Below are 26,583 nucleotides of genomic sequence, written 5' to 3'. Positions count from 1 at the left end.
GATAATTCAAATAGATCTTTTATCAATTTGCCAGTATCCGTGAAGAGCGAGTGCGGCTCCCAGGGCAGAAGCCTGTGCCAATACAGACGCAACAACCACGGCATGCGGAAAAGCACGAGCCAGCAAGTGCATAAAGATACTATTTTGTGCGAAGCCGCCTTCCACTAATAAGCGTATAGGGTCTTTTTCCGGATGCACATTTCTTATCACGGCCGCTTGTTCTTCCACCAATTCAAAAACCAGTTGGTGATAAGCGGCAACAAAACTATCTGTTTGTTTGGGTGTCCAATGCAAATCAAAAACAACTTGTTTGTATGCGCCTGACTGCACACCAAAATCTTTTTCCAGTTCAGCCGTTTGTTCTTCATGCTTATGGCCCAATAGCAGTCTTCCCGCTTTCACGGGACGGCCTTCATACGTGAGATAACACAGCATATCTGAAGACAGTTCCGCCGCAGTCAACGATCTATCGTTGAAAGGATTGAGTGTTACTGACCATGTACCGGTTGATACCAGCACAAAAGGTTCTTCTGCCTTGATCAAATAAGGAAGCAATGCAGCAGAACTGTCGTGCAATCCAACACCAACATGCAGCGGGCGTTCACGGTATTGGATTTGAATAGCGGCTTGACTGGGATAAATAGGCGGCAGCTTACTGGTCATATTTTCTTCCTGTACCCATGGGTGATAATCCTGCCGCTGAAAATCCCACAGCGCTGTATGACAACCCAGGCTGGTCATTTCACTGCAACATTTTTTGGTAAAAAGATAACTCAACCATTGCGGCAGGTGCAGTGTTTGATGTACATCGGCAAAAACAGACGGCTGTTCTTTTTTCAACCGGTAGAGTTGTAAACCCGTATTCAGGCTACCAGTTAAAGGCGCTCCGGTAGCAAGTGACAGGGCTCGCTCGCCTCCATAAGTACTGCAAAATTCCTGTAATAGTGTTGCAGGATATGGCTTGAGGTAATTGTACAATGGTATCAAAAGTTTTCCCGTTTCATCCAAATGCACAATGCTGGCGCCATAGCCCGAAAAATTCAAAGCTTGTATATTGAAATCCGGATGATCGAAAGCCTGATCGAATATTTCCTGCATCCACTTCGCCAGTAGATCCAGATCTTCCGAAGGATAACCATCCGCATCTGTTGTTTCTTCCAGTTGCACAGCCCGTTCATACACAACCTCATAGTTCCTGTCGAAGAGAAAGAATTTTTTATTGGTCCGGCCAATATCAAATACGGCAATTACTGGAAGCGGTTTCATAGACCGGTTGTATGGGCATGGTAACCACGTTGTGCAATGAGTGCTTTGCGTACACCGGCCTCCCTGAACAAGTCCAGCGGACGCAGTGCGCCACCTGAACGTAATCTCGCTTCTGCAACCAGCGGCCGCAGATCGGTGCGGTAAACTTCCTGTAAGATTTCTTGTGCGGCTGCCACGTCGTTATTCTCCTGTGCCTGGCGCAGCGCTGCCTGGTCTACCAGCAATGCCTGTGCATAAGCCAGTCGTATGGCTTCTACCGATTGCAGCAGGTCTTCCAGCGGGTCTTTAACATTATGCGAAGCATCGATCATCCATCCCAAATCAGCAGCATGGTTCATACCTCGCGCATCCATGCCTTCCACCAGCTCGTTGAAAATAAGGAAGAGTTGATAGGGATTGATAGAACCTACGGTGAGGTCATCATCGCCATATTTGGAATCATTGAAATGGAAACCTGCCAGTTTTCCTTCCATCAGTAACAGCGAAACGATTTGTTCGATGTTCGCATTTGGTAAATGATGACCGAGATCAACCAATGTATAGGCTTGCGGACCGAGTTTGCTGGCATAGAGATAGGATTGTCCCCAATCGCCTACCGTCATAGAATAAAAATTGGGTTCGAATGCTTTGTATTCAACGAACATTTTCCAGTCTTTCGGCAATGCCGCATATATCTCCTGCAAGCTTTCCAATGTACGCTGGAATGCTTTCCTGAAGTTCAACTGACCCGGAAAGCAGGAACCATCCGATAACCAAACGGTGAGCGCTTGTGAGCCCAGGGCTTCACCGTGACGGATCACTTCCATATTGTGTTCAATGGCTTGCCTGCGCACCTGCTCATTCAGGTGTTGCAGTGATCCGAACTTATAAGAATGTGCTTGACCGGGCTGATCCTGGAAAGTATTGGAGTTCACTGCATCGAAGCGAAGTCCGTGTGAAGATGCCAGTTCCCTGATCGCTTTCGGGTTACTAGGTATATCCCAGGGAATGTGCAATGAGATAGCGCCACTACCCTGGTTCAACCTGTGCAGCAAAGCCACGTCTTCAATTTTTTCTTCGAGACTGCGCGGCTCGCCGCCACCCGGAAATCTTCCGAAACGCGTACCGCCGGTACCCAATGCCCAGGAAGGGATCGCTACCTGGAATTCCTGCACCAACTTGATCACGCGCTCGGGATCAGCAATACGGTCTTTCAGCGCTGCCAACGCTTTTGCATGTTGCGCATAATGAGTTTCATTGTGTGCCGTTATTGCGGCTTTGTGGACAAGCATTGTTCTATCGTTTAGCAATCTTTATCAAATATCAAACCTTATTCATCACCTGCCATCCTATCAGCGTAAAAATCCTGCGGCAACGCCTCCATCCACATTCAATACATTGCCTGTTGATTTGTTCAGCAATCCGCTAACCAGTGCATAGCAAGCATTGGCAATATCTTCGGGCAGGATGGCTTCTCCCAGCAAAGTACGCTTGGCATAATAAGCAGGTAATTCTTCTACGCTGATGCCATAAGCTTTTGCGCGCCCTTCGGCCCAGCCGCCGGCCCAGATATTGGAATCGGCGATCACCGCATCGGGATTCACGATGTTCACCCGTATTTTTTCTGCACCCAGTTCAGCCGCCAACAGGCGTGAAAGATGTGCCTGCGCCGCTTTGGCCGAGCCATAACCGGCGTTATTGGGTCCGGCTACTACGGCGTTCTTCGATACAATATTGATGATATCGCCGCCCATTGCCTGTTTGCGCAGGATGTCTACTGCAACTTGCGATACCAGGAATTGTCCTTTTACCAATATATCATAGAGTTTGTCCCAATCGGCTACTGTATGATCTGCCAATGGTTTGGAAATACTGATGCCGGCATTGTTTACGATGATATCAACGCCTCCGAAAGCCAGCACAGCTTGCTGCATGGCATTGTGTATTTGTGCGGCATCTGTTACATTGAGCAATCCTGCTGCCACGGCATCTTTTCCGAAAGCCTGTTCAAATTCTGCTTTCGCACCCTGCAATCTTTCTTCATTCACATCATTGATAAAAACACAGGCGCCTTCCGCTGCAAACTTTCTTGCAATGGCTTTGCCGATGCCTCCTGCGCTGCCTGTTACCAACGCTATACGTCCGGAAAGCGCTTTAGGCTTGGGCATACGCTGCAACTTGGCTTCTTCCAGTAACCAGTATTCAATATCAAAAGCTTCCTGCCTGGGCAATGAAGTGTAGCCCGATATGGCTTCCGAGCCACGCATGACGTTGATGGCGTTGATATAAAATTCTGCAGCAACGCGCGCTGTCTGTTTGTCTTTCGCAAAAGTGAACATACCCACGCCCGGATATAATATCACTACCGGGTTGGGGTCGCGCATAGCGGGACTATTATCGTGCTTGCATTTGTTATAATAATCTGCATACATGCTGCGATATGATTTGAACAGTGGCAGCAATTGTTGCTTTAATGCAGCGGCATCTGAAAGATTGGCGCCCGGTTGCAGGTTCAATACCAGCGGACTGATCTTGGTACGCAGGAAATGATCGGGGCAGCTGGTACCCATCGGCGCCAAACGGTCGAGGTCGTTGGAGTCGATGAATTGCAATACGCGGTCGTCGTCTGTAAAATGACCCACCATTTTTGTATGGCTGGAACAAAACCCGCGCAGCAAAGGCGCGAGCGAGGCTGCCTGTTGCAGGCGCTGCTCTTTGGGTAGTGCTGTTATTTTTTCTCCGCCGAATACAGATCCATTCTTTTGAATATTTTCTTCGATATAAGCGGCACAACGTTCCACTACTTCCAATGTGTTCACATAACTTTCATAAGCCGTATCGCCCCAGGTGAACAGCCCGTGCGAGCCCAGCATGATGCCGCGGATACCAGGATTTTGTTCCAGGCATTGACGCAGTTGCAGGCCCAGGTCGAACCCCGGCCGTTGCCAATCTACCCAGCCGATGGTTCCGCCAAACAGTTCCTGCGTAATGCGTTTGCCATCTTTGGCAGCCGCTATGGCAATAGCTGCATCGGGATGCAGGTGATCGATGTGTTTGAAAGGAAGAAAACCATGCAATGGTGTATCGATGGATGGCGCTTTGGAAGCGAGGTCGTAGATGCAGTGGTTGAATAATTCCACCATTTCATCTTCGTGCGCGCGGCCACGGTACACATTTTCCAGGCTGCGTAAGCGATCTACATACAATGCCGCGAGGCCGCTTTTCTTCAGCGTGCCCAGGTCGCCACCAGATCCCTTCACCCACATAATTTCTTTCATTTCACCCGTGAGCGGGTCTTTCGCCATGGCTTTGCATGATGTATTGCCTCCGCCATAGTTGGTTAAACGAAGATCTGCACCCAATAAATTAGAGCGATAAATGAGCAGGGCCACTTCATCACCTGCGAGCGCAGCGGCCTCACGCTCGTCCCATAAATAGTTTACGTATTTGAATTGCATTTTCATCTATTTGATTGAATTACCATACCCTACTACCAATACCGAAGCGATGATGGTAGCGATGCCTATCGCAATGGTTCGTTTGGTGGACCCATGGGTACCTTTCCATTCTTTCGACAGGATACCCCACATATTGGCTATGAGTATGATAAAAGACATGTGTAATATCCAGGAGCTGGCGCCATTACCCATTTTGCTTTCTCCCATACCGTAGAAGAAAAACTGCAGGAACCAGGTGACACCGCCAAGTGCGCACAACAAATAATTTTTCAGCAAAGGCGTTGCACGATTGGTATAATCGCCAAAGCTTTTGTTGCGTGCATTGAGTACCATACACCAGATGAAATTAGTGGTGAGTCCGCCCCACAATATAACCACAAATACCACATTATTTCTGAACAGGAACTCCCCTGTTTCAGCGGGATTGGCCGTCTTCCACAACTGGTTGGCCACAATAGCCATGCTGCTGCCGGCTTCTATACCAAAGCTGAAGCAGGCGCTGAGCACACCCGATATAATGGCCAGTGTTAATCCGCGTGTGATGTTGAATTCACTGCCGGAAGCATCTGTTTTCGCATGCCCCATTTCCTCATCTTTCATACTGCCCGCTTTGCCGCAAATGATGATGCCAATGATACAAAGTACCAATCCTGCCAGTACCCATTGTCCCCAGGTATGTGTGAACAGATCGGCAATGGTATCTTTTCCCGGTTGCGGGTTGAAATAATAATAGACAGATGGCACCAGGGAGCCGAAGACCGAACAGAGCCCCAGGATGATGGAGCTACCCAATGCCACGCCCAGGTAACGAACACCCAGACCGTATGTGAGTCCGCCGATACCCCAAAGTAGTCCCATCAGGTAAGTAGAGCCGATCACCGACTTAGGCGCCTGCCTGATGATATCTACAAATCCGGGGATGGTGAGCCAGGCTGCCACGAGCGGGGCGATGGTCCAGGAGAAGATCCCTCCCACGATCCAGAAGCTTTCCCAACTCCAGCCTTTTACCTTTTTAAAAGGCATGTAAAAACTACCTGAGGCGAACCCGCCTAAAAAATGGAATAATACTCCGGCAAGCGTAATCAGCATCATATAAGCAAATCTATTTCTCCTCTCTTAACCGGCCATCATGTCCTGTCCTGCACCCACAAATTCCATGATTCGTAACCTCATTTTCCCGATTTTGATAGTGACGGCTTTTGAATTCAGACAACTTTGCGCAAAATTTTAGTCAAAAGAACACAATGAAAGGATTAATTGCAACAGCATTATTGATTTTGAGTGGTTTGACCGGTTTTGCGCAGCAGGACAGCACCCGGACCTTGAAGCACGTAACCATCACCGGTTACCGCACCGTCAATGGCGTAGGCCATATGATGGATGTAAAGGAAGGTATTATCTATGCCGGGAAGAAGAATGAAATTATTATTACTGATAGTCTGGATGCCAATAAGGCCATCAACAATACCCGCCAGATCCTGGGAAGGATTCCCGGGCTCAATATTGTAGAAACAGAAAGCAGTGGTTTTACGGCCAATGGTATCGCTACCCGTGGTCTCAACCCCACGCAAAGCATAGAAATGAATACACGCCAGAATGGCTATAATATAAGCTCCGATATTTATGGTTATAATGAAGCGTATTACTTGCCCCCCATGGAAGCGGTCAACCGTATTGAAATGGTGCGCGGTGCGGCATCGTTGCAGTTCGGTTCGCAGTTCGGGGGCCTGGTTAACTATGTTATCAAAAATGCACCAGCCGACAAGCCCGCTGAATTCAATACTTCACTTACCGTTGGCAGCTATGGCCTATTCAATTCTTTCAATTCATTCGGCGGAACGTATAAGAAATGGAGCTATTATGGCTTCCTTCAATACCGCAATATGCAAGGCTACCGGGCCAATAGCGACCAGTGGCAGTTCTCCGGCTTTGGTAAAGTACAGTACGCCGCTTCCGATAAAGTAAAAGTAGGCGTGGAATATTCCTTATTGCGTAACCAGGTACATATGCCGGGAGGTCTTACTGACAGCATGTTCCAGGCCAATCCCAAGACTTCTACCCGCGCGCGCAACTGGTTGAAAAGCCCCTGGAATATTGTAACAGCTTATCTCGATTATAACCCGTCTGAAAAAACAACCATCAGCCTCAAATCATCTTATTTGTTCAGCAACCGTTCGCTTGTTTGGCGGAATGAAGACGGAGGTCCGGAAGCGCTTGATGTGATTGATCCTGCTACCAATGCTTTTGTTCCCCGGGAAGTGGGCACTGAAGACATGCACAATACCACAACAGAATTCAGGATATCTCACCGTTATGCTTTAGGCAACAATGAATCTGTACTGGCAGGCGGGCTCCACTACAGTTATGCATGGTTCAATAGGAAAGGTGGCGGTGAAGGCACTACCGCCAGCGATTTTGACCTGCACATTAATGGTGACTGGGGATACAATCTTGATTTTACCACTACCAACATCGCTCCTTTCGTAGAAAATATTTTTAAGGTAGCGGATAACTTTACCGTTACACCTGGTTTCCGTTTTGAATACCTGCACAGTACCGCTAAAGGGTATAAAGTTAACGGGTTGGATAAGATGGTGGCCAATCAAAGCCGGAACCGTTATTTTCCGCTTTTCGGATTGGGTCTTGAATACAAACCCACACACAATACAAGCCTGTATGGAAACATCAGCCAGGCTTACCGTCCGATCGATTATAGCCAATTGGAGCCATTTGGGGTTACTTCTAAAATAGATCCGAACCTGAAAGATGCATCGGGATTCAATGCCGACCTGGGATACCGTGGTACGGTTAAGAATTTCCTGAATTTCGATATCAGCGGCTTCTACCTGCTTTACAACAACCGCATCGGTGTAGTACTGAAAACAGATAACCAGGGAAATCAATATTCCTATCGTACCAATATTGCCAACAGTGTGCACAAGGGTATTGAAAGCTATATAGAATTCAACCTCCTGAAATACCTGAATCCTGTTTCTAAAAACGGCATAAGTATTTTTAACTCGCTCGCTTTCATCGATGCGAAATATACTTCCGGTGAATTCAATGGCAAGCGCGTGGAAGCTTCTGCTAAAACAATTAACCGACTGGGTATTATTTACAGCAGTCCCCGTTTCTCCGGTACTTTCCAGTTTAACCGTACGGGCGATGCCTATGGAGATGCATCAAACGTAGTGCGCAGCAGCGATCCCATTGCAGGATACATTCCCGCTTATACTGTGCTTGATTTAAGCGCTACTTATAAGATCTGCAACTATGCAATAAAAGCAGGTATCAATAACCTGGCCGATAAAGCATATTTTACCCGCCGTACAGACGAGTATCCAGGTCCCGGTATCATTCCTGCAATTGGAAGGAGCTTTTATATTGGTGTAGCGGTAAAATTGTAATGGATGCAGCAAAAATGAAAGCCTGATCTATTATTTTTGTAAAAAAGAAGCATGAAGTACCCGTTTTTCCTCCTCCTTACCGGCCTGTTCCTGTTGGGGAATATGGCGATAGCACAAAACAACGAACCCTGGACCAGCAGCCAGTTAATGGCGCCGGCCTTTCTTGCCGAAAAGATCACCAGCAACCAGACCAATGGTATGCTTGTTTTATGCGTGGGCCCCGGCGCCCTGATCAAGGGATCGGTGAATATTGGCGCTGCGCATGAAGCGGGTAATATTCAAAAATTAAAAGACTATTTAAAAGGGGTAAAAAAAGACACGGAAGTGATCATTTATTGCGGCTGTTGTCCGTTCGATAAATGTCCGAATATCCGGCCCGCCTTTACTGCATTAAAGGAAATGGGATTCAAAAATGCGCGGCTGCTCGATCTGCCTAAGAATATCAAAGCAGATTGGCTGGATAAAAATTATCCAGCTGCCAGCAACAGCAATCACAATTGATCTATCAGATTGTTTAATTCAATCCCCCATGCCCTTTATATAACCTGATTGGCTTATCTAATTTCACCTTCAATACGGTTACATATTTATCTGCAACTGAATCTGGTACTGTGATATAAACCAGGCCGGGTACAGGGCTCCAGGAAATCTTTCCTACCACTTTAGACTGCAGCTTGGTGCCATTGCCGAGTACGGTTACTTCTTCTATTTTATTGCTGAGCCCTTTGATCATCACCTGGCCGTTTACTTTTCCGTGCAGGAACAGGTACAAAGTAGTAGCGTCTTTGGACAATGTAGAGGGCCCGTAAAAATGGCCCTGTGGCAATCCGCCGACTGTATTAAAAATGGCTTCTTCGTGTTTTTTATTCCATGCTCCCAACTCTTTCAGCAAATGAATTTGTTCTTCCGGAATGGCGCCATCTTCTTTTGGTCCCATATCGAGCAACAGGTTGCCGCCATTCGATATCACATCTGCAAAAATAGTGATCACCTCATAGGGTGTTTTCCAGTTATTGTCGTGATGAAAACCCCAGTTATCATTGCTGGTCATGCACAGCTCCCACCAGTTATAGCCCGGACGCGAAACGGGAAAATTTTGTTCCGGTGTTTCATAATCGCCATAGCCCTGGAGCCTTCCATTAATGATTGACTTTGGATTGCCCGACAAAATGATCGTCCTTACTTTTTGTGACTCCCACTCTTCGGCACTGTGTTCCCAATCTCCATCAAACCACCAGAGATCGGGACGGAATGTGTCGGATATTTCTTTGATCTGTCCCTGGAAAAAAGCGCGGAAACGGTTCCATCGGTCATAATCCTTTGATACCGTATACCTCGAACTGTCTTTCAGGAAGCCGGGATAGTTATCAGAACTCCAGTCAATCAGTGAATAATACGCGCCACATTTGATATTGCGCTTGCGCAATTCTTCGAAGAAAGGTTTCACCATATCTTTTTTAGCAGGCGTTTGCTTCACAATGCTGAGGTTACTCAGCTTGGTGTCGTACATAGCTACTCCATCGTGGTGCTTGGTGGTAATAACTGCGTAACGGGCGCCACTTTCCTGTATTAAGCTGGCCCAGAAAGCAGGATCGTATTTTTTCAAAGTGAAGCCCTGCAGTTGTTTCATATAATCTGCATAGCTGATCTTTTTATTATGAAAACTCCAGGATTCGTCGATACCGTTGACTGCATAAATACCTGCATGAATGAATATGCCCAGCTTGGCATCGCCAAACCATTGCATCTTGTCGTGAATTTCTTTAGGGTCGATGTTTTTTTGAGCAAACCCTGCCTGTATACAAACAAACAGGCAAACCATTGTAATAAGCTGCTTCATGCGTGATCGTAGATTAGATAATTTAATGTCAATTGATTTTTAGTAAAATGTGTACTCACTGATTATGAAAGGGGCTAAATTAATTACTTTCATTCATCACGCAGCATTTCCTTAGCGCTAAGACTGAACAAGGAATAAATCAGACAAACGATTGCGTTGACCTGACTGAGTACTTTCAGGGTGTCGACTATTTTACTTGAAATATTTCCCGCAACCGCATGTCGTTGCTGGAACTACCAATCATGATCCGGAATTGCCCCGGTTCAATTACTTCTTTCATGTTTATGTTCAACATGGTGAGCATATCGGGTGTAATGTTGAAACGGATTTCTTTTTCTTCTCCTTTATCAAGGCTTACCCGTTGAAATGCTTTCAGTTCTTTAACAGGCCTTGCCACGGATGCCAGTTCATCGTGCAGGTATAATTGCACCACTTCATCAGATTTATAATTACCTGTGTTTTTCAGTTTAAAGCTGAGCGACAATGTTTCTCCTGTTTTGATCACATGTTTCGCCAACCGGAGATCCGAATAGGTAAAACTTGTGTAACTCAACCCGAATCCAAACGGAAACAGCGGCATTCCGGTAAGGTTGTTGTAATCGTCGCCGCGGCCGGTAGGTTTGTGGTTATAAACCAGGGGCAGTTGCGCTTCCGATACAGGGAATGTAATGGGCAGTTTACCCGAAGGCGACCGGTCTCCGAATAAAATAGCCGCCACTGCATCTCCGCCTGCTTCGCCCGGATACCACACATCCAATACACCGTTCACTTTATCCAGCCAGTTATGCATAGTAACAGCGCTGCCGCCTACCAGCAATACCACAACCGGTTTACCAGAAGCAGCTACACGCTGTATCATTTCTTCCTGCAAGCCCGGCAACGCCAGTGAAGCCCTGTCCCTGAACTCTCCTTCTTCAATACCAGCAACCACTACTGCTATATCAGCGCCGGCTGCTGCATTCACTGCTTGCTGTATCTTGTATTCGCTGCTGTCTTGCACACCTGCATTCCAAATAAGGTGGAACCGTGCATTACCAGCCGGTTCAAAATATTCTACCCTGATATCGTAAGCTTTTTCTTTTTCAAAATGAAAATTGGCCAGCTTCGTAGTATAGCTCTGTTTTTGCCAATTATCGATGATGAGTTGGTTGTTGATGAACAAGCGGTATCCGTCGTTGCCATCGATGCCAATATTCACATTACCCGTTACAGGTGATTGTATTTTTCCTGTCCATCTTGCAGAGAAAAAATCATAATTGATCTTTGCGGGATCGGGAGAGAACAAGGTCCATTGAAAATTGATGGATGCATCCACTCTTGATAATGCCGGCGTTCCTTGTAAACTGATGTCGTTGAAATAATCTGCTGATAGTCCTGCTACCCTTTTGCCGTTTTGTATGGTAAATAAACAACTATCCGGAACGATCGTCCATGGTTGATGTTGCCTTCCGGGTCCGGGTGCATACACTACCTGCCAATTATTTCCGGCTCTTTCCTGTATACCTGCCAGGATGGATTGCTTATGAATACCTGGGCCGCTGTAACCACCCAGCCGCGCTTCGGCAGCGTCTGTACCAAGCACCGCAATTTTTTTGATGGATGTGGTAAAAGGCAATACCTGGTGATCGTTCTTCAGCAGCACCATTGAACGGATGGCTGCTTCTTTGGCCAGTTCTCTGTGTTGCTGGATGCTCCACTGCTCCAGCATCGATGCATCTACATAAGGTTTTTCAAAAAGACCCAGTTCAAATTTCGCCCTTAATACCCTGGCTACGGCGCTATCAATGGCGCCCGGTCTCATGCTCTTATCGAGAAAATGTTTTTCGAACAATTGATGGTGTTCATACGCAGTCTGAAAGATCACATCCAATCCGTTCTCAATAGCCTGCTTGCCAGCTTCTGCATAATCTGCTGCCGTAAAATGTAATACATTGGCGCCACCGGTGGCTCCGGCATCGGACAACACAAATCCTTTGAACCCCCAATCTTTCCTGAGTTTTTTATTCAGCAACCAGTCGTTGGCAGAACAGGGCGAACCATCCAGCGAATTGTAAGCCGTCATGATACTCCTGGCGCCTCCTTTCTGTATCACCGCTTTGAAGGGAACAAAATAAGTTTCTTCGAGCAGCCTTTCATTATAATGGATCGGGTAACTATCCCGACCACCTTCGCCATGATTCACCGCAAAATGTTTGGGATTGGTGATGATACCTCTTTGTTCAAATGCCTTTACAAAAGCTACACCCATGGCTGCCGAGAGCACCGGGTCTTCTCCATAAGTCTCTTCTGCCCTTCCCCAGCGCACATCGGTGGCCAGGTTAACCACAGGTGAAAGAATATGGCGAATACCCCTCGATTTTGTTTCATTGGCAATGGCAGCAGCCACTTTGTTCATCAATATGGTATCCCAGGTAGCTGCCAGGGCAATCGCCTGGGGGAAAGCAGTGGCTTCATCCCGTATAAGACCATGTAATGCTTCATCAAAAGCAATGATGGGAATGCCCAGTCTTGTTTGTTCTACAAAATACTTCTGTATACTGTTGATCTTTTGAAGGGTTTGTTGCGCGGTTTGTCCGGATTGATAATTCAACAGCTGCGCAGCAGCCCCATGCTGTTGCTGTACTGTATTTACCTGGAAACCAAAAATGCCGTTCTTATATTTTGAAGGATCATTACCCAGGTCGCCCGGTATCATGAACAGTTGCCAGAATTTTTCTTCCGGCGTCATGCGCTTCAGCAAGTCCTTTACACGTACTTCTATGGGAAGACGGGCGTTCTTATAAGCCGAAACCGTTTGTGCAATGGAAGGGTTGGCCAGGGCCAGGCAAAGCAGGAGAAATATGGTTATTTTTTGCATACAACTTTTAATAATACACTTATTATCCGAATGGACTGCAAGTTGCAGCAGCTTTTCTGATTTTCAACCAGGATTCTTCTATTTATCGGGAAAATTATTTCTTCAGCAATGGCAGGTTCCTTGTTGAACAGGCGGGCATTTAACCGAACCGTAGCTGCAATACACACAGCAGTCGCCCGCCTTGGGTTGCAGGCGTTGTTGGCAGTTTTCACATACATAGAAATACTGGCATGCATCGGTGGGCATGGTTTCTTCTTTTTGATGTCCGCAGTGGGGACAAGTAATAATTGATTGCAGTTGCACAGTATTTGACATATGATCAGATTTTGTTTCCAGCTGTTACTGTTATTTGCCGGGTGATATTACTTTATAGCCAGTCTCATTTTCTATGGCGTCGGCCAACTGTTGCAGTGATATGCGTGTGCTATCGAAAATAATTCGCTGCCTGTTGTTGCGGGATTTGCGGTTGCAAATATTTTGCATAATAGGGAAAGGCTGACAGCAAAAGGGAAACCACCGCAACGATCCAAAGAAAAGATTTTGATTGCAAAAAACTGCGCTTTGTTTCGCATGCACATTCGTCTTTCGCTTTTGGTTTATATGCCTGGTAAAAAGCAAAACCCAGGATCAATACCGTTGCCACCAAGAGGTAAGGTCTGAGCGGTGCAGCCCAGCTGAATGCGGCAACAGCGCTGCCGGTACCGCTTATAATGGCCAGTGCAGGAACAATACAGCATAACGATGATGTCAGCGCCAGCACCAGTCCGGAACCAAGCAGTATCTTATTGTTTTTTTCGTTGCTCATATTGCCACTGCTTTTACATTCAACTGATTGATGATCTTAAAGATAGGATACCTGTAAAATGTTTAGCTTATCCGCCAGAAAAATCGTTATACATCATTAAACGTAATTAAATTTAGCAACACATTTTTTATGAAGAGATTACCATACCTGTTATTAATCGGCAGTTGCCTGGCGCAGCATATAGGATTTACGCAATCTTATCTACCTGAAAGGCATGACAATAAAACGAAGATCAGACCAGTGGCTGAATTAAAAGCCTATGCGTTCAACCTGGCAGCTGTTCAATTGCTGGATGGCAGTCCTTTCAGGCAGGCACTGAAGGCGGATAGTGGTTATATATTGGCCTTGAAGCCAGACAGGTTATTGTATCGCTTTTATAAAAATGCCGGGCTGGCTCCCAAAGACTCCATTTATGGCGGCTGGGAAAACGCCGGACTCTCTGGTCATACCCTCGGGCATTATTTATCGGCCTGTGCCATGATGTATGCTTCCACCGGCAATAAAGCATTCAAAGACCGTATCAATTATATTGTACATGAGTTGGCTAAATGCCAGGCGGCACGCGAAACAGGTTACGTAGGCGCCATACCGAATGAAGATTCCCTGTGGTACAAAGTGCAGCATGGCATCATTAAATCGGGTGGTTTCGATTTGAATGGCGCCTGGAGTCCCTGGTACACGGTGCATAAAATAATGGCAGGTTTGGTAGATGCTTATCTCTATGCAGGTAACAAACAGGCTTTGAAGATTGTGGCCAGAATAGCCGACTGGACGGGCACCATCGTTAACGGCCTTACCAATGAACAACGGCAGAAAATGCTGCGGTGCGAATATGGCGGCATGAATGATGTACTGGCAACCCTCTACAGCCTCAGCGGTCAGAAAAAATACCTTGATCTCTCCTATCAATTCTATGATGATTTTGTAATGCAACCACTAGCGGAAGGAAAAGAAGATCCGTTGGCAGGCAAACATTCCAATACCAATATCCCCAAGCTGATCGGCAGCGCCAGGCAGTATGAACTCACCAACAACAATGCAGATCATACCATTGCTTCCAGGGGATGGAACATACTGGTGCATGGTCACACGTATGTAAATGGCGGCAACGGCAATTATGAATACCTGGGCGCAGCCAATAAACTCAATGACGCGTTGAGCGATAACAACACAGAAACCTGCTGTACCTACAATATGCTGAAATTGACCGGCCACCTGTTTTGCTGGCAGCCGAACAGCCAACTGATCGATTATGCTGAACGCGCTTTGTATAACGATATCCTGGCTTCTCAAAATCCAAACACTGCCATGACGCTGTACTTCGAACCTTTGCGCATGGGCGGCAAAAAACAATTCAGCGATTCTTTCAACACCTTTACCTGTTGTGTGGGAAGCGGCATGGAAAACCATTCTAAATACGGCGAGAACATTTATTTCGAAGGAGTTGACGGCAGTTTGTATGTAAACCTGTTCATCCCTTCTCAATTAAACTGGAAGGATAAACAACGGATCATTACACAAAACACCAACTATCCCCAAAATGCGTCCACCTCATTAACCATCACCACACACAAACCAGCCGATTTTACCATCCGTATCAGGCAACCATGGTGGGCCACCAGCGGCGCAACAATAACCGTCAACGATCAATCGATTGAAGTAAAGCCAGATTCAACAGGCTACCTGGCCGTTCATCGAACATGGCATAACAACGACCGGCTGAACATTCATTTCTCCATGCACTTATACACAGAAAGCATGCCCGATAATGCCAACCGGGTAGCCATTCTATACGGGCCACTGCTGCTCGCAGGCAACCTGGGTGATACCATGCCCGATCCGGTATATGGCACACCGGTACTCCTCACCGATAACCACCAGGTAAGCGATTGGGTAGTACAGAATAGCCAGCAGCCATTGTCATTCCACACCAATGGCACAGGGAAACCATTCGACGTAACACTTACACCATTTTATCAAAACATCCATAACCATTACAGTGTTTATTGGGATTATTTTACCAATGCCGAATGGAATACCCGTCAGGCCGACTATGAAGCGGAAAAGAAAAAACAACAGGAAATAGAAGCCCAAACCATCGATATCATGCGGCTCGGTGAAATGCAACCGGAACGTGATCATCATTTACAGGCAAGCGAGCAATCTTATGCAAGCGATGCATTGGGAAGAACCGGCAGGGAAGCGCGTAGCAACGGATTTTTTTCATTCGATATGACCGTGGCCCCCCATCAAACCAATGCATTATTGTGCACTTATATTGGCGACGATAAAAACCGATCATTCGACATTTTAATAGATGGAGTGAAAATTGCCGCTGTTGAATTAAAAGGCCGCACACCGGGTAAATTCTTCACCGAAGAATACCCGATACCTGAATCATTGACAAAAAACAAGAACAAGATCATTGTAAGGGTACAAGCCACCAATGGCAAGACCGCCGGCAGAATATTCGGCTGCAGAACCATCAGGAAATAAAAGATCAGTCACGGCTTTGAAAATAAGCAGCCATTCGTGCAAGCATTTCAAGGTATCCCGCCTGGTCAAGCAGGGTCTTGACCTGCTTTGTGCCAATCAGTCCCTGCTCATCCCGCTGGTGGTCCCAGACCGCATCAAGGTATTTTTTGAATAACTGCATATAAGTCTGCTGTTTGTCAATCTTATATAATTCAACATATCCTCTCATCAAAACAGCATTGAACCAGTAATTGCCGGGCAGGAGTCCGTCTTTGAAGAAATAACGCGCCGATTGCTCGGCAATGGATTTAGCTTGTGATAAATATTGATCCTTCCCTGTTAATTGATGCAACAAAACAGCGCTTTGCAACATGGTGCCGGTGTTGTACGTGTACTTTCGCTCATCGATTTTTCCGGATGGCAATTTCAAAGCATCAAAATACAAACCATCGGGTGACTGCAGGCGTGCATTTACCCAGTTATAAAGCAGGATGGCCGTATCGATGTATTTCTTTTCATGGGTTGATCTGTAGAGCTGCAGCGCCAGCAAAATGCCCGGGCCATTGGAACAGGTATTCTTGCTGTTGTTATGAAACTCCTGCCAATACATGCCTCCTCCTGAAACAGTATCATAACCCGTAAGCATGAACCGGTAAATTGTTGTAGCCATTTGCAGGTATGTTGGCTTTTTTGTTCGCTGATACGCATCCGTATAGGCCAACCCAATCCATTGGTTGTCATCATAAAACCGGTCGCCTCCCCCATCTCCTGCTACATAAGAGTCATAACCTGCACTGGGCGGTTTGGAAGGACTGTAATACTGCGCGATAGCCCGGTCTACCGGCCCCATGTAATCTGTAGCATGATCCAATACTTCCATTTCATTGGCCGCCTGAACCAATGCGCACAAAGGCCACAGGTAGGAATAAGGCCTTTCATCTTTTCTCAATACTGTTTTTTCTTTGAACAACTGTTTCGAGCTGTCATAAAACTCTTTGTAAATATGATCGTGCACTACCCCGGCACGTTGCAAGTATATGGCTGAAGGATGTTGCGCATGAACGGAAGTCAGGCCTAATAAAACGATAAGCATCCCGAAGATGCTTATCGTTTTTAAAATGATTGTTTGATTGTTCCGCATCGGGAATATTTTATTTTATTTTTTGTTCCAGCATTTTCATGAAATATCCACCCACCACACTTCTTGCCTGGAAGCCTACCTGTTTGCCATTGGTGGTTTCATGCCAGTCACTCAACGGAACGCGAGTGGGACTTTCCGCTGCATAACGCAACAGCGGAAGCATGAACTGTTCAAAATCGTGGCGGTTATTGGCCAGTGTAGCAGTCCACATGATCCAGTCAGACTTGGTATAGGTTCTGCGGCTATCCAGTGGCAATCCGTAGGTTTGTTGCTTGCCCAGGTAGTAACGTATTTCTTTTTCAAAAACCGATTCGGGGAAAATATGCATTCCCAATACCTTATCCCAAACCAGGTTGTATTTCTGGCTCCAGGTACCCTGCTTCTCAAAAGCCAACGTATAATGATCGCCGTCGTTTGCCAGTTGCATCCATCGTGGTGCCATGGCCAATGCACTGTCGCGGAACCTGCGGGCCACATCGGGGTATCCCAGCTTTTCGGCCAGCATAGCATAGCCGGCGATGCCCAATATAGCTTTCACTGAAAGATTCGCATTACGGGCCAGGTGCCCTGCAAAATCATCGGTACATAATTGTGTTGCAGGGTCGAAGCCTTCTTTAAGCAGGTAATTAGCCCAGGTGGTAAGGGTTGCCCAATGCTTTTTAGCATAATCGGCATTGCCTTCCATCTTGGCAATCGCTGTTGTTAACAAGAGCATGTTGCCACTTTCTTCTACCGGCATTCCTTCTCCGTATACCTGTCCGTTTGCTAACGGGTAAGTACCCAGGTCATGCGCTGCATAAGGTTTTGTGTATTTACCACTTTCGCTGAAATAAAAGATACCATTCAGCATACCTTTCATCAGTTCAGGATTATAGATGAGGAACAAAGGCGCCGAAGGATAGGTAACGTCTACCGTATTGATGCAACCGTTGCTGAAATTTTCTTTGGAAAAGAACAGTAGTTCGCCTTGCGGACTTCTTACCAGCTTATGCGCAGCGATACTCTGGCGATACGCGAGCTCGCACAACTGTGCATAGGTTTCTCCACCGGCAGCAACAGCATCGGTATGCAGCTGATCGTCGAACCTGGTACATTGTTCCAGTATTTCCTGATGATCGGCATACGCTTGTGTCAATTGCTTTTCGATGGTTTGTGAAGGATCGTTCTTCCACCATGGCTTCAGGTTGTCGTGAAAATACTGGATGGAATAAATATCATCATATCCCAATAAAATCGTTTTTGTTTTAGCCGTACTGCCTACTTTTCCCAATGGCAATACCGTATTCAATACCAGGTTAATGCCTGTAGTAACCGTAGTTGCTGTTTCTTTTTTGAGGAAAGAAGGTATGGCTGCTTTTGCAGTGGTAATGTATTGTTTCGCAGCATCAGATTCAGGTACTGCTACATACATATAGCCCCAGTCGATACGAAGGTCATCGCCTTTTTTCGCTAAAACCGGTTGCGCCACGCTGCCTGCTTTCTGAAGCGACAATGAACCGGCATGGTATTGTTCTGCTTTTACTTCCTGTGCAGGTGTATTAACAGCAATATTGGTTGAAGCGCCGAAATACAACTCCGCCGTATGCACTTTACCATCGTTCGATTGCACGGTAAAATCTACATAAGAAACCGGTCTTGCAAGCAGGTCGAGGTTATTGAGTAAAAGCGGTGAGGTAAAACGAAGCGAGAGGTCAACCCCGCCACACTTGAAACGGTAAGCAGTCTGCGTTGCTTTTACTACAACAGATTGTTGAATGGCTTTGGCTACTGCCGCAGCATTAACAGGCGCCTGTTCGCGCACGATGCCGGCATCCAGTGATTGTCCGCCTGCTGTGTTTTCAATATGAATGGCTAATACGTTTTTACCAGCTTGTAAAACATGCGCCGCTTCGCGGATGGGAATATAAATGTATTTGGCTGTCCATCCTTTGGTAGTGAATACCTGCTTGCCATTAAGATACACACTGATATTATCATCGTGCTGCAACTTCAGGAATACATTGTCGAGTGAAGTTTTGCCGAGTGTAAATGTGCGACGCACCCACAAATCGCGGCTTACCCATTTTGTTTTGGCCACGCTGGGGTTATCGCCGAAAGCGCCGGCACCGGTTTTCCACTGGCGGTCGTCAAAACCTGCATTCATCCAATCAGCCGCAGGCATTTCTTCGGTGTATTTGGAACTATAGTTCTGTTCATCGGCTGTGGGAAGAATGGATTGATAAGATTTGCCTTCGTTTCCCAGAAAACGATAGGCTTGTCCGTCTACTTTGATGATACCCAGTAACGGTTGCTCCGCTCCTGTCCAGTGCCTGGTATGGCCTCCATTCAGTGTATCGTTGGCTGACCATATACTGAAATAAGGATCATGTGTAATCAGGGGATAGGCAGGCGCTTTTTCGGTCTGCGCCAGGATTTGACCGTAAACACTCAACAAGCAAAAAAATAAGAATAGCTTTTTCATAATGATTTAATTAATTTACAGGGGTCAGTGCCTGCCAAATAAGTTACACTGATGGGGTGTAAAGAAAAAGTATCTGAAGATATACTGTTATTCCCTGTATTTCATAACTTTTGCAAATTGTAACATCATTCTGCGATATTGCCATGCAACCAACCATTCTGCTTGTTGATGATGAGGAAGAGATACTGGAGTTCCTCACCCGTATATTAAAATCGAAATATACCATACTGACCGCCACTAATGGGAAAGAAGCCCTTGAAATCCTCGAATCCACGCCTGTACAACTGGTAGTGAGCGATGTAATGATGCCGGAAATCGACGGGTTCGCCCTTTGCAAAGCCATCAAATCAGATATCGGCCATGCGCATATTCCCATTGTGTTGCTCACTGCAAAGAATACCATCCAGTCGAAAGTGGAAGGATTGGAAATCGGCGCCGATGCCTATATTGAAAAACCTTTCTCCCGGGAACACTTGCTGGCACAAATTTCCAGCCTGATCAACAATCGCAATATGATCAAGGAATATTTTGCAAGTTCCCCGCTGGTGCATATCCGGAGCATTGCCCATACCAAGACCGATGAACGTTTTTTGGAAATGCTGAACGATACGATCTACCAGAATATCGAAGACGAAGACCTGGACGTGAATAAACTGGCGAAGATCATGAACATGAGTCGTGTTTCTCTGTACCGTAAGATCAAATCTATTTCCGACCTCACGCCTGTTGAACTGATCAATATCACACGGCTCAAGCGCGCGGCTGAATTGCTGGCTACCGGCGAGTACCGTATCTACGAGATTGCCGCCATGGTAGGCTTCAGTTCGCAAAGTAATTTCTCGCGTTATTTTCTGAAGCAATTTGGCATGACGCCCACTAATTATATGCTTTCCAAACAGGAGCCGGTTAAAAAAGGATAAGTCTTGTACTTATTTTCTGGTAATCAGTTTTGCAGCGATGAAAAGGCCCAGCATGGCGCCTTCTTTCACCCCGTTCTCAATAGAAGGCATATAATGAATGCCACCATAAAAACGGCTGATGGCTGCTTCCCTCGCGGCTGCTTCAAAAGAAGAAAAATTGCGTGCAGGCAACCCGAATTCCATTTCCGAAGCATCCAAAAATTCGAATGATTGTCCGAATAGTTTGTTAAGTATGGTGGCGGCAGCCATAGACACTACACTGTGCCCGCTGGTGTATTCAGGAAAAGGCGGCGTTTGCAGCAACGGTGTCCATGCTTCGTCGATGAACCGGTTGATGAAAGTTTCGGGTCGCACTACCCTGCTGCGGTATTTTTCATCCCAGCAACTGATGAATGCATCGTTGATGGTTACAGCCACCCATGCATAGGCTTCGAGCGTTTGTAATACACCGGCCTGCATTTTTTCACAGGCGATACGGGTGATGTTGATCCAATGTCCGCCGGGAGATATTTTTTTAGTGGCAAACATCACGTGCCCGCGTACATTCAGGTTGAACGGATTACAATCCCAGAACTTAGCGATATCAATTTGTTCCGCCGTTAACTGCAAACCCGCTTTGTAAACAGCCACCGCATTTTTATAAAACACACTACCTGTATCCGCTGCATAAGTTACTGCCGGCGCCGGTTTGAAAGCCGGCGCCGAATCCACCACCATAGTTCTTAATTTATTCCAGTTCGGTTCAATGGCTTTCATATAAGCCGGCGGTGTAGGCTTCCATGAAGCATCATCCTCAGTAACCGTATATTGAGGCAATGATTTGCTTTCGCGGTAATAGTCTTTCGCTGCCCAGGCAAGTATATGTGCTGCAACCGCATCGCCATAAACCAATGATTGTTGTAATTGATCTTCTGTTATTCCCCGCTTGCGAAATTCCTGTATGCTTTGTAAACGGAAACGCTCGATGCTGTCTTCTGAAATAACCAGTGCTTTTGCAGTGACCAACATGGCTTCTACCGCAGCCACTGTAAAATCGCAGGGCTTACCCAATGCCGGTGATGGCGCGGGTTGCAGACTGTGTAATTGCCCGGCCAGGCTTAAGTATCGCTGATCGGCAGGAACAGCAGCTTCATAACCGGCAACGCTTACATACGCATAAATGCGACTGGCCACCGGTGGTGAATAGATATCATGCACCATGATATCCGTTACCGCTTTCAATGCGCGATGAACCGGTTCGGCGTCACGCAATACATCTCCCGTAGCGGCTTTGCCAGGCATATACGCGAACAGGCTCATGATTATGATAAGGGTAATCGATTTCATAACACAGTCCTTTTCTTCCCCCTGAAATTGGTAACAACCATTTTTTTCATGCGTGCATCAACAGGAATTTTTCTGGATGACTGCGACAAAAAAGTAGAGCCATAATAAAATTCCATGTATTGCCTGTGACCATCCTGCCAGGTGATCTCCGCAGCGAAATCATCGGAATGCAATGATATCCATTGCGTTGTTTTATGTACAGCAGGGTTTTCTGCGAACACCATCACACTATCCTGGTTTTGCGTAGCTATGAACAGATCATTCTTACCACCGTGAACAACCGCCATGCCTTTTCCATCGCCATCTACAAAGAAACCGCTTTCTGCAGGTGACAATGGTGTAAACTGTCCTTTGCCATCACCCAGCAAACAAAGGCCTATGAACGCATCATGCCGGCCACTAAAGGGTTCCATACCATAATCATTACCAGTCATCAGCAAATCGAGGTTGCCATCGCCATTGATATCCCTGGCCAACATGCCATATACCGGCGCCTGTTGCGCTTGCAGTGGCAAAGGATGTATTTCAAATTTTCCGTTCCCTTTGTTTTCAATGAAACTGCTGCGCATATCGGTAGCAGTTAGCTTTACTGCGTCTTTCAGGTCTTCTGCTCGCCAGATATTATTGAGCGTTGCCAGTCCATAGCTCGCATAAGAAGGAAAGCGTTTACGCATAGACACCACTTGCGAAGAAAGATCGTCTTTGGTGGCCATGGGGAATGGTTTTCTTGAACTATCCGTTGCTTTGCCATAACAAAATACCATGGGGTCGATGGAGCCGTTATTGTCTAAATCTTTCGCCAATAAAGTCATTGGCTCGGTTAAAGTAGCTGTATAGTTGGAATTGAGGCCCAGGTTACCTGCTATATAATCAATATCTCCATCATTGTCGAAATCGCCTGCTACGAGACTATTCCACCAACCAAGATGTTGTTCGATGCCAGTATTGGTCAATCGCTCAAACCCTTTTCCTGTGTTCCGGAAAAAGACCACCGGCATCCATTCGCCGGTTACTACCAAATCTAATTTACCATCGTTATCGAAATCGGTCCACAATGCATCAGTCACCATTCCTATGTTTTGTAATCCCGGACACAAAGCTTCTGTTTCATCTTTAAATTTACCTCCATGATTCACCAATATCATACTTCTCGGCGCCAGCGGATAAGCGCCTGAACGCACCCTGCCTCCAACAAAAAGATCCAGGTCGCCATCTCCGTCTATATCTGCCGCCCTTACACAAGAACCATTGGCAGAATCGGCAGGCAACGCATCGGCGCTCCTGGTAAATCTTCCTTTACCATCGTTCAAAAATAAACGGTCGTTGCTGATGGCATGATTGGGTGGTATTTCATAAGAACCACTCACCAGGTAGAGATCGAGGTCGTTGTCGTTATCTGCATCGAACAAAAGCACACCCATATCTTCATAGAGCTCACTCTCAGTATGTTTGAAACGGGTGCTGTCGGGAACAAATTTTCCCGGTGACTGTTGCATATAAAAAATACCCGGGTGACCCGAAGTGCCTCCGAAATAAATATCATCCAAACCATTGCCATCTATATCACCCACAGCCATCCCCGGTCCATACTGACTTAACTTATGCGGCAGCGTGACCTGTATGTTATAATCGACAAAATCCCTTTCTACGGGTTTGTATAAAATATTGGTTTTGTTTTCTGCATGCACCAGCAAAGGCTGTGCTGTCTTCGTAGGCGAGCGAACAGGCGCGGTGGCATTGGCATGATCAACGGTGATGATCTGGTTGGCCTCCACTCCTTTCAATACCTGTTGTTTACCATCCGGCCACACTACCAACAATGAATCCAATGCAGTGATGACGCCGAGTCCGAAATGCGCCCGCGGATCATGTGTGGAAAGATAGCCGCGTGCAGGATGATGTTCATAGAGCTGCTGTGTTCCTTTGGAATACAGTCGTAGCGCCGTTCCCATGCCATCGCGGTTCTTTTGGTCGCCGGCAATGTTTATTGTCAACCAATGTTTATGCTCTTGTGTGCGGTCATTGTTCTGCCGATTCTCATATACAAAAGCCGTGTCATTGATGTTATTGATCACCACGTCCAGATCGCCATCGTTATCCAGATCAACATATACAGCGCCATTGGAAAAAGAAGGTTGAGTGAATCCCCAGTTTTCAGAACGGTTCTCAAAAACATATCCACCCTTATTCCTGAATGCATAGTTGGCCAGCTTTACAATAGGCAGTGCATCTGTCATGGCCAGTGTATAAGCGCCACCCTTGCCACCCTGTCTGTTGTTATATGATACATAATCGAGATCGGTAACATCCCGCGGCAATCCATTGGTGATGACCAAATCGCGGAAACCATCGTTGTCGAAATCGGCTACCAGCGGGCACCAGCTCCAATCGGTTTCGTACACACCCGAAAGAAAGGCTACATCATTGAATACAGGATGTTTGCCGGGAACCGGACCACTATTCAACTGCAACACGTTCCGCACATATTGATGTGTGTATCCGTATTTGGCGCTGTTGGTATAGTTGTAATATTCATTGCCGCTGAGCATTCTTTTCTTACGCTGATTGTCTTCCGGCAACATTTCCAATGAAATGAGATCGATATATCCATCGTTGTTGATGTCAACCGCATCGGTGCCCATGGCATTCCATGCCGTGTGTTTGAAATATTCTCCCAACCGGTCGGTGAAAGTGCCGTTCTTGTTGTTGATATAACAATGATCGTTGGAAACAAAATCATTGGCCACATAAATATCGGGCCATCCATCCTGGTTCAGGTCTACAATGCAGGCAGCATGCCCCCATCCTTCAATTAAAATACCTGCTTCCTTCGAAACATTGGTGAATGTTCCATTGCCGTTGTTTCGATAAAGCCTGTCGGTATTACGCGCGCTGCCATCTTTTACTTTAGGACGGAATTTAATAGGCGTTTTCGGATCATATAATTCATTCGTCACCAGGTACATATCCAGGTCGCCATCTTTGTCGTAATCGAAAAAATAAGCCTGGGTGCTGAATCCTGTATCGGCAAGCTTCCATGCTTCCGCCATTTCTTTGAATACCGGCACACCATTTTTATCAGGGCCCTGGTTGATATAGAGTAAATTTCTTCTGAGCTTCGGATCTTTTTGAAATGACCCGCATACATAAATATCCGGCCATCCATCGTTATTGATGTCTACCACGGAAACACCGGTACACCAATGTCCCTGTCCGTCTACACCCGCTTCCTTTGTAATGTCGGTGAATTGCAGGTGGCCTTTGTTCAGGTACAGCCGGTTACTCACCATATTGCCCGCGAAATAAATATCCATCAATCCATCGCGATTGAAATCACCGATGCCAACACCGCCACCATTGTACAGGTTGGCCTGCCGGAGAATGTTGATGGAATCACTTTCTGTAAGTTGGTTCTTGAAATCAATACCAGTGGCAGTTGGCGATAATAAACGGAACAGGGTTCCCGGTTGCTGGGCAGAACAAAGCAGTCCTTGCATTGCCAGTATAGCTACCAGGCAACCCAGCACATAATACCTGCTCCTTTTTGCTCGCATCTTGCACACTTTATATTAAAACGATCACCTATCGCTAACCGTACCCGAAGGAAGCGGAAGCAACACACCATCAGCTATGGGTTCTCCGAAAGAAGGATTGCCATCCCTTTTCCATGAAAAACGCTGCGCACGTGGGGAGCGTGACTTACCACATCCCTCACCTGGTTTACTATTCGCATGGTAAAGAATATAATTTTCTTTACCGTTGGGCGACATAAAAAAAGAACAATGTCCGGTTGCATAGACCTGGTTTTTCAGTGATTGTTGAAAAACAGGTTGCGCAGATTTCTTCCATGAAGAAGGTTGCATCAGATCGGAACCGGATTTTGCCCTGAGCATACCCAACGAATAGGTATCCATCCAGCAGGCGCTCGCTGAATAAACCAGGAAAAGATCTTTACCGTGTTTCAGTAATTCAGGCCCTTCATTTACATAGAGGTGTGTAGTCTTCCCCTGCTCCTTGATCTCTCCATTTTTTTCCCAGTCGTACTCGGGTGCAGAAAGCATTACCCGTTCTCCTTCTGTTGTCCATGGATTTTTCATCCTGGAAATAAAAATATCCTGCTCGCCGTTTTTCTCGCCCTGCCATCCGCTCCAGATCAGGTAGAGTTGTCCATGATCTTCAAAGACAGAACCGTCAATAGCCCATTTGTCGCCAGGGGTTTTCAGTTCTCCTTTCATGATCCATTGCCCCTGTAATGGATCGGCAGATGCATTTTCCAATACATACAACCGGTGTTGGTAATTATCACCATTATCTGCAGCGAAATAAACATACCATTTGCCTTGCAGGAAATGTATCTCCGGCGCCCAGATATCGCGCGACATAGGGCCGGTAGCGGGAGGCGTCCATATCACAGCAGAAGCCGCGCGGGACAATGCAGTGATATCTTTCGTCTTCCATAACCGGAGGTCGTGGCCGGTTGTATGCATGTAATAATACATCCCATCTTTATACAGGCACCAGGGATCGGGGCCTGACGTCAGCAGCGGGTTCATGAAACCTTTCTGTGCGGAAACAGCTGCCGGACAGAAAAATAACAGCATGATGCTTACCCAACATATATTTCTTGCGGTAATGACTTTCATAGCTG

General features: G+C 46.4%; 17 protein-coding genes. 4 read left to right on the top strand and 13 right to left on the bottom strand.

Annotated features, from left to right (window positions below; all coding sequences use genetic code 11):
- Positions 1-6 precede the first annotated feature (6 nt).
- The 4 genes from BLU98_RS12295 to rhaT are packed head-to-tail and all read right to left on the bottom strand — an operon-like array spanning position 7 to position 5,795.
- On the bottom strand, positions 7-1,266 hold the full coding sequence (locus BLU98_RS12295; protein ID WP_092724480.1) for an FGGY family carbohydrate kinase: 1,260 nt from the start codon (positions 1,264-1,266) through the stop codon (positions 7-9).
- Positions 1,263-2,537, bottom strand: a complete 1,275-nt coding sequence (locus BLU98_RS12290; protein ID WP_092724478.1) for a sugar isomerase — start codon at positions 2,535-2,537, stop codon at positions 1,263-1,265. Before BLU98_RS12290 ends, BLU98_RS12295 begins: the two co-directional genes overlap by 4 nt.
- Before the next feature lie 60 nt (positions 2,538-2,597).
- Positions 2,598-4,703, bottom strand: coding sequence for a bifunctional aldolase/short-chain dehydrogenase (locus tag BLU98_RS12285; protein ID WP_257574956.1), 2,106 nt, complete (start codon positions 4,701-4,703; stop codon positions 2,598-2,600).
- Positions 4,704-4,709: 6 nt separating this feature from the next.
- A complete protein-coding gene (rhaT, locus tag BLU98_RS12280) occupies positions 4,710-5,795 on the bottom strand; it encodes an L-rhamnose/proton symporter RhaT (protein ID WP_257574955.1) in 1,086 nt (361 codons plus the stop codon).
- A gap of 152 nt (positions 5,796-5,947) precedes the next feature.
- On the opposite strand from rhaT, the gene BLU98_RS12275 reads away from it, so the two are divergent.
- The gene (locus BLU98_RS12275) at positions 5,948-8,110 is read left to right on the top strand and encodes a TonB-dependent receptor family protein (protein ID WP_092724474.1); all 2,163 of its coding nucleotides are present in this window, start codon (positions 5,948-5,950) and stop codon (positions 8,108-8,110) included.
- 51 nt (positions 8,111-8,161) lie between these two features.
- Positions 8,162-8,611, top strand: a complete 450-nt coding sequence (locus BLU98_RS12270; protein WP_092724472.1) for a rhodanese-like domain-containing protein — start codon at positions 8,162-8,164, stop codon at positions 8,609-8,611.
- A gap of 13 nt (positions 8,612-8,624) precedes the next feature.
- Here the strand turns inward: BLU98_RS12270 and BLU98_RS12265 are convergent, their stop codons facing one another.
- From BLU98_RS12265 to BLU98_RS12250, 4 genes are all read right to left on the bottom strand, one after another.
- Complete coding sequence (locus BLU98_RS12265) at positions 8,625-9,950, bottom strand: alpha-L-fucosidase (protein ID WP_092724470.1); 1,326 nt, start codon at positions 9,948-9,950, stop codon at positions 8,625-8,627.
- A 187-nt stretch (positions 9,951-10,137) separates the two neighbouring features.
- Positions 10,138-12,807, bottom strand: coding sequence for a glycoside hydrolase family 3 protein (locus BLU98_RS12260; RefSeq protein WP_092724468.1), 2,670 nt, complete (start codon positions 12,805-12,807; stop codon positions 10,138-10,140).
- 102 nt (positions 12,808-12,909) lie between these two features.
- On the bottom strand, positions 12,910-13,122 hold the full coding sequence (locus BLU98_RS17980; protein WP_092724466.1) for a GDCCVxC domain-containing (seleno)protein: 213 nt from the start codon (positions 13,120-13,122) through the stop codon (positions 12,910-12,912).
- 109 nt (positions 13,123-13,231) lie between these two features.
- On the bottom strand, positions 13,232-13,612 hold the full coding sequence (locus BLU98_RS12250; protein ID WP_092724464.1) for a mercuric transporter MerT family protein: 381 nt from the start codon (positions 13,610-13,612) through the stop codon (positions 13,232-13,234).
- A gap of 129 nt (positions 13,613-13,741) precedes the next feature.
- Between BLU98_RS12250 and BLU98_RS12245 the strand changes: the two genes are divergently transcribed.
- Positions 13,742-16,108 carry a glycoside hydrolase family 127 protein gene (locus tag BLU98_RS12245; protein WP_092724462.1) on the top strand — a complete coding sequence of 789 codons (2,367 nt, stop codon included), beginning with the start codon at positions 13,742-13,744 and terminating at the stop codon, positions 16,106-16,108.
- A 4-nt stretch (positions 16,109-16,112) separates the two neighbouring features.
- Here BLU98_RS12245 and BLU98_RS12240 read toward each other — a convergent pair whose 3' ends face one another.
- Positions 16,113-17,228 (bottom strand): glycoside hydrolase family 76 protein, encoded by a 1,116-nt coding sequence (locus BLU98_RS12240; RefSeq protein ID WP_257574954.1) that lies wholly within the window; start codon positions 17,226-17,228, stop codon positions 16,113-16,115.
- Positions 17,229-17,238: 10 nt separating this feature from the next.
- The gene (locus BLU98_RS12235) at positions 17,239-19,689 is read right to left on the bottom strand and encodes a glutaminase family protein (RefSeq protein WP_092724460.1); all 2,451 of its coding nucleotides are present in this window, start codon (positions 19,687-19,689) and stop codon (positions 17,239-17,241) included.
- A gap of 143 nt (positions 19,690-19,832) precedes the next feature.
- On the opposite strand from BLU98_RS12235, the gene BLU98_RS12230 reads away from it, so the two are divergent.
- Positions 19,833-20,609: a response regulator transcription factor gene (locus BLU98_RS12230; RefSeq protein WP_092724458.1), complete on the top strand. Its 777-nt coding sequence runs from the start codon at positions 19,833-19,835 to the stop codon at positions 20,607-20,609.
- 9 nt (positions 20,610-20,618) lie between these two features.
- Here BLU98_RS12230 and BLU98_RS12225 read toward each other — a convergent pair whose 3' ends face one another.
- From BLU98_RS12225 to BLU98_RS12215, 3 genes are read right to left on the bottom strand one after another with little or no spacing between them, the layout of a single operon-like run.
- The gene (locus tag BLU98_RS12225) at positions 20,619-21,935 is read right to left on the bottom strand and encodes a vanadium-dependent haloperoxidase (RefSeq protein ID WP_092724456.1); all 1,317 of its coding nucleotides are present in this window, start codon (positions 21,933-21,935) and stop codon (positions 20,619-20,621) included.
- A complete protein-coding gene (locus BLU98_RS12220; RefSeq protein WP_257574953.1) occupies positions 21,932-25,489 on the bottom strand; it encodes a VCBS repeat-containing protein in 3,558 nt (1,185 codons plus the stop codon). The genes BLU98_RS12225 and BLU98_RS12220 overlap by 4 nt, the downstream gene beginning before the upstream one ends.
- Before the next feature lie 24 nt (positions 25,490-25,513).
- Positions 25,514-26,578: a glycoside hydrolase family 43 protein gene (locus tag BLU98_RS12215; protein ID WP_257574952.1), complete on the bottom strand. Its 1,065-nt coding sequence runs from the start codon at positions 26,576-26,578 to the stop codon at positions 25,514-25,516.
- Positions 26,579-26,583: the final 5 nt, after the last annotated feature.

The organism is Hydrobacter penzbergensis, assembly GCF_900106985.1.
Classification (GTDB): domain Bacteria; phylum Bacteroidota; class Bacteroidia; order Chitinophagales; family Chitinophagaceae; genus Sediminibacterium; species Sediminibacterium magnilacihabitans.
The sequence above is the reverse complement of the archived record's forward strand: the minus strand, read 5'-3'. Positions and strand labels throughout refer to the sequence as shown.

Coding starts and splice junctions, on each gene's coding strand:
- BLU98_RS12245 (WP_092724462.1), top strand. CDS start 13,742: ATGAAGAGATTACCATACCTGTTATTAATCGGCAGTTGCCTGGCGCAG.
- BLU98_RS17980 (WP_092724466.1), bottom strand. CDS start 13,122: ATGTCAAATACTGTGCAACTGCAATCAATTATTACTTGTCCCCACTGC.
- BLU98_RS12290 (WP_092724478.1), bottom strand. CDS start 2,537: ATGCTTGTCCACAAAGCCGCAATAACGGCACACAATGAAACTCATTAT.
- BLU98_RS12275 (WP_092724474.1), top strand. CDS start 5,948: ATGAAAGGATTAATTGCAACAGCATTATTGATTTTGAGTGGTTTGACC.
- BLU98_RS12230 (WP_092724458.1), top strand. CDS start 19,833: ATGCAACCAACCATTCTGCTTGTTGATGATGAGGAAGAGATACTGGAG.
- BLU98_RS12270 (WP_092724472.1), top strand. CDS start 8,162: ATGAAGTACCCGTTTTTCCTCCTCCTTACCGGCCTGTTCCTGTTGGGG.
- BLU98_RS12235 (WP_092724460.1), bottom strand. CDS start 19,689: ATGAAAAAGCTATTCTTATTTTTTTGCTTGTTGAGTGTTTACGGTCAA.
- BLU98_RS12240 (WP_257574954.1), bottom strand. CDS start 17,228: ATGCGGAACAATCAAACAATCATTTTAAAAACGATAAGCATCTTCGGG.
- BLU98_RS12220 (WP_257574953.1), bottom strand. CDS start 25,489: ATGCGAGCAAAAAGGAGCAGGTATTATGTGCTGGGTTGCCTGGTAGCT.
- BLU98_RS12295 (WP_092724480.1), bottom strand. CDS start 1,266: ATGAAACCGCTTCCAGTAATTGCCGTATTTGATATTGGCCGGACCAAT.
- rhaT (WP_257574955.1), bottom strand. CDS start 5,795: ATGATGCTGATTACGCTTGCCGGAGTATTATTCCATTTTTTAGGCGGG.
- BLU98_RS12260 (WP_092724468.1), bottom strand. CDS start 12,807: ATGCAAAAAATAACCATATTTCTCCTGCTTTGCCTGGCCCTGGCCAAC.
- BLU98_RS12215 (WP_257574952.1), bottom strand. CDS start 26,578: ATGAAAGTCATTACCGCAAGAAATATATGTTGGGTAAGCATCATGCTG.
- BLU98_RS12265 (WP_092724470.1), bottom strand. CDS start 9,950: ATGAAGCAGCTTATTACAATGGTTTGCCTGTTTGTTTGTATACAGGCA.
- BLU98_RS12225 (WP_092724456.1), bottom strand. CDS start 21,935: ATGAAATCGATTACCCTTATCATAATCATGAGCCTGTTCGCGTATATG.
- BLU98_RS12285 (WP_257574956.1), bottom strand. CDS start 4,703: ATGCAATTCAAATACGTAAACTATTTATGGGACGAGCGTGAGGCCGCT.
- BLU98_RS12250 (WP_092724464.1), bottom strand. CDS start 13,612: ATGAGCAACGAAAAAAACAATAAGATACTGCTTGGTTCCGGACTGGTG.